This is a genomic window from Paracoccus marinus (assembly GCF_007018965.1).
In the GTDB taxonomy this organism is placed as follows: domain Bacteria; phylum Pseudomonadota; class Alphaproteobacteria; order Rhodobacterales; family Rhodobacteraceae; genus Paracoccus; species Paracoccus marinus.
Genome location: NZ_VJYZ01000019.1, coordinates 1 through 1682, shown reverse-complemented (window position 1 = coordinate 1682; position 1682 = coordinate 1). Strand labels below are relative to the sequence as shown.

Here is a 1682-nt window from a genome sequence, read left to right as displayed (position 1 = left end):
GCCATCGAGGACCTCATGCCCTGGCGCTTCAACCAGCCGTCAAGCATCGCCGCATAGGGCAACGACCTCGCGCTTACGGTGCTGAAGGGGCTCGGCGAGGACTGGATTCCCGGCTACAAGCCGGCGTTCAATTTCCAGATGACGCTGGTCGATGCGGTGGCGCGCTGGCTCGCGCTGCATCCCGACTGGCTCGGCCGGATGCCGGGCATGCGTCCGGTCACCGGCCTACAGGAGGCCGCGCGGTTCTGGATCGGCCCACCTCCTACGCTGTCCAACCAGCCACCGCCGCAGGAGCTGGAGCAGATGCTGCATATCGCCCGCAAATTCGATGTCGCGGGCCGGGACGAGCGAAACCGCGCTCTCGGTCGCGCGGGCGAGGAATGTGTGCTGGCGCATGAGCGGGCTTCGCTTCAGGCCGTAGGGCGCGAGGATCTGGCGCGGAAGGTACGCTGGGTATCGGAAGAGGATGGCGACGGCGCAGGTTATGATATCGAGAGCTTTGCACCGGATGGGCGGTCCCGCCTGATCGAGGTGAAGACGACGAACGGATGGGAGCGCACGCCGTTCCTGATCACCCGCAACGAACTGGCCGTGGCCGAGGAACGCCGGTCGGAATGGCGCCTGTTCCGGCTCTGGAACTTCTCGCGCGAGCCGAAGGCCTTCGAGCTTCACCCGCCGCTCGATGCGCATGTCGCTCTCACTGCGACGACGTTTCAGGCGAGCTTTCACTGACGATCAGCCGAACACCTTATTGGCTTGCTCCGGCCACGGCGCGGCCGTTGCTTCGACGAGGGACATGAGGCTGACCGCCGGAGACTCCCGGCCGCAGGTCAGGCGTTTGAGGACGGCGGGCGACAGATAGGCCAATCGCAACTGGCGACTGACATGCCGCTCCGCCAGATCGACAGCCTTGGCGAGATCATGGACCGTGGCAAACTCTCCGGCTTCCATGCGGCGACGCCAACTCCACGCCCGGCCGATGGCGCGCAGGAAGTGAGGATCGGGAGTACGGTCCTCGCTCGGGCGATAATCCACCGGCGGCAGGAGTTTCGGCCGCCCGTTCTTCTTTCGCACCTTCAACGGGATCAGCACCCTGATCGTGTCATTGGCTTGTGTCATTACTCAGCAGCCTCCATGCGAGTGGGTGCGATCATCTCGCGGATGACCCCACCGATTCCCTCGGCCCGGACATCGACCGCGAGCCCGCCAGCGGTCACGGTGACGCGCCGGACGAGCAACTGAATGATCCGCGCCTGTTCCGCAGGAAAGAGCTGGTTCCAGAGCGCGCCGAAATCGTTCAACGCCGCGATGACCTCGGCTTCTCGAACCTGCGGGCCATCCTGCTGCAAGGCGTCCAGAACCTTTGTCACCACCTCGGGCGTCTGCGCAATCCGGCGGACTTCCGTCACCACCGCGTCCTCGATCATTCCCGCCGGAAGCCGCGATGGCACTTCGGATTCGCCACCCTCGCGGTTCCGGATCACATCCATCGAGACATAGTAGCGGTAGAGCCTGGTTCCCTTGCGCGTGGCCGTCGGCGTCATGGCTGCGCCGGTTTCGCTGAAGATCAGCCCCTTGAGCAGTGCAGGCGTCTGCATCCGGCTGTTGGACTTGCCCGGAAAATGTGGAGAGCACCAACTGAGGAACCAGGAGGTGTTCTATGGGAAACGGGAACAGGCCGA

The 1682-nt window shown here is 64.6% G+C and carries 3 protein-coding genes; 1 reads left to right on the top strand and 2 read right to left on the bottom strand.

All coding sequences use genetic code 11. The annotated features are described in order from the left end of the window. Window positions 1-138: 138 nt before the first annotated feature. Entirely contained in the window at window positions 139-732 is a 594-nt protein-coding gene (locus FNF32_RS10235) for a protein NO VEIN domain-containing protein (protein WP_185961924.1), read from the top strand. 3 nt (window positions 733-735) lie between these two features. Here FNF32_RS10235 and FNF32_RS10230 read toward each other — a convergent pair whose 3' ends face one another. Together FNF32_RS10230 and FNF32_RS10225 are read right to left on the bottom strand one after the other, a co-directional pair. After that, window positions 736-1119, bottom strand: a complete 384-nt coding sequence (locus FNF32_RS10230; protein WP_143796623.1) for a hypothetical protein — start codon at window positions 1117-1119, stop codon at window positions 736-738. After that, a complete protein-coding gene (locus FNF32_RS10225) occupies window positions 1119-1598 on the bottom strand; it encodes a zinc ribbon domain-containing protein (protein ID WP_143796622.1) in 480 nt (159 codons plus the stop codon). The genes FNF32_RS10230 and FNF32_RS10225 overlap by 1 nt, the downstream gene beginning before the upstream one ends. Between the last annotated feature and the right edge of the window lie 84 nt (window positions 1599-1682).

Coding starts and splice junctions, on each gene's coding strand:
- FNF32_RS10235 (WP_185961924.1), top strand. CDS start 139: ATGACGCTGGTCGATGCGGTGGCGCGCTGGCTCGCGCTGCATCCCGAC.
- FNF32_RS10230 (WP_143796623.1), bottom strand. CDS start 1,119: ATGACACAAGCCAATGACACGATCAGGGTGCTGATCCCGTTGAAGGTG.
- FNF32_RS10225 (WP_143796622.1), bottom strand. CDS start 1,598: ATGCAGACGCCTGCACTGCTCAAGGGGCTGATCTTCAGCGAAACCGGC.